We start from the raw sequence: 1797 nt of genomic DNA on the forward strand, positions 1-1797 counted from the left end.
CCAGGCGTGGGTGTCGGCCCGCCGCGCCGTCGCCGGCCCGGTGCCCCTGCCCGGCCCGGCGGGGGAGGAGGGCGTCGCGCCGCTGGACCAGGTGGCCACGCCCCTGACCCAGGTGCTCGTGCGCCGCGTGGCCGCGCACCGCACCGCCGCCGCCTTCCTGCTCGCCCTCACCCAGGGCGCGGGCCGCGGGCCGGTGCCCGAGTACCGCCTGGTGACCGAGGCCGGCGACGACGGCGTCCCCCGGATGCGCGTGGAGCGGGTCACCCGGGACTGACCGGGCGACCCGCTCCACGGCGGTGCGCTGGGACGTCGGCGCGGGGTCCGACGTCGGGGCCGGGCGTCAGCGCGAGCGCTGGCGCAGGCGCTGCAGGTCCAGGATGACCACGGCGCGGTTCTCGAGCCGGATCCAGCCGCGCTGCACGAACTCGGCGAGGGCCTTGTTCACGGTCTCGCGGGAGGCGCCGACCAGCTGGGCGAGCTCCTCCTGGGTGAGGTCGTGGGCCACGAGCAGGCCGTCCGCGGCCGGGCGGCCGAAGCGGTCCGCCAGGTCCAGGAGGGCCTTGGCCACGCGGCCGGGCACATCCGAGAACACGAGGTCTGCGAGGGACTCGTTGGTCTTGGACAGGCGCTGGGCCAGGGCCTGCAGGAGCTGGACTGAGACGTCCGGCGAGGAGCCGATGGCGCGGCGCAGGTTCTCATGGCGCAGGCCGGCCAGGCGCGTGGCGGAGACCGCGGTGGCGGTGGCGCTGCGCGGGGCCGGGTTGAACAGGGCCATCTCGCCGAAGATCTCGCCGGGGCCGAGGACGGCCACCAGGTTCTCGCGGCCGTCCGAGGCCGTGCGGCCGAGCTTGATCTTGCCGGACATGATCACGTACAGCTGATCGCCCTGATCGCCCTCGTGGAACGCGGACGCGCCGCGGGAGAGCTCCACCTCCGTGAGCTCGGAGGTCAGGATGGCGAACACCTCGTCGTCCAGGTTGGTGAACAGCGGAGCCTTCCGCAGGACCTCGAGATCCATGGTGTGCGTGTCCTCTCTGTAACGAGTTCCTGGCACCGCGACGGCAGGGCCGCCCGGTCCACTGCGCTCCATTGTGCCCCATGCCCCGGATCGGACCGATACCCTGGACGCTCCGGCGGCCCGACCGGGCCCTCCGCCCCCGCCGCCGCCGGTGCCCGCCACCGCCGAAGGGAGACGCCCGTGCCGCTGAGCCTGACCTGGCTGGACGCCGTGCTCCTGGTGCTGCTGGTGGTGCTCCTGGTGCAGGGGCATCGCCGCGGCCTGTGGGTGGTCCTGGGCAATCTGGTGGGCCTCGTCGGCGGCGCGGCGATCGCGTTCTACGCCATGCCCGAGGTCGCGCAGCTGGTCACCGCGCCGCAGTGGCGGTGGGCGGCCCTGCTCGCCACGCTCGTGCTGCTCGTGGCCGCGGGCCAGTACGTGGGCGCGGCCATCGGCGAGGCGATCCGCCTGCGCGTGAACCTGCCCGCCCTCCGCCTGGTGGACCGGATGCTCGGCGCGCTCGCGGCCGGCGTGGCCGGGGCGCTCGTGGTGTGGCTCGTCTCCTTCTCCATGTCCACGGCCGGCTCCGGCGCGGTGACCCGCGAGGTGGCCCGCTCCCAGGTGATCGCCGCGATCGACCGCGTCCTGCCGGACTCCGCCCTCGCCTGGGCCGCCCGCTCGCGCTCGGCCGTGGCGGACCTGGACATGCTCCCCGAGCTGCGGCTCCCCGAGCCCGTGCCCGTCCCTGACGACGACGGCGGCGTGCGCGCCGCGCCCCCGACCTCCTCGCCCGCCACGAC

General features: G+C 75.5%; 2 protein-coding genes and 1 pseudogene. 2 read left to right on the forward strand and 1 reads right to left on the reverse strand.

Going from position 1 to position 1797, the window contains the following annotated elements:
* Positions 1–274: pseudogene (locus tag NWP10_RS11825) on the forward strand (NUDIX hydrolase); the annotation flags it as partial.
* Positions 275–340: 66 nt separating this feature from the next.
* Here the strand turns inward: NWP10_RS11825 and NWP10_RS11830 are convergent.
* The gene (locus NWP10_RS11830) at positions 341–1018 is read right to left on the reverse strand and encodes a Crp/Fnr family transcriptional regulator (RefSeq protein WP_017489294.1); all 678 of its coding nucleotides are present in this window, start codon (positions 1016–1018) and stop codon (positions 341–343) included.
* A 180-nt stretch (positions 1019–1198) separates the two neighbouring features.
* On the opposite strand from NWP10_RS11830, the gene NWP10_RS11835 reads away from it, so the two are divergent.
* A partial coding sequence (locus NWP10_RS11835) for a CvpA family protein (protein WP_258301035.1) occupies positions 1199–1797 on the forward strand: 599 nt, incomplete at its 3' end.

The organism is Micrococcus sp. HG099 (genome assembly GCF_024723355.1).
Taxonomy (GTDB): Bacteria; Actinomycetota; Actinomycetes; order Actinomycetales; family Micrococcaceae; genus Micrococcus; species Micrococcus endophyticus.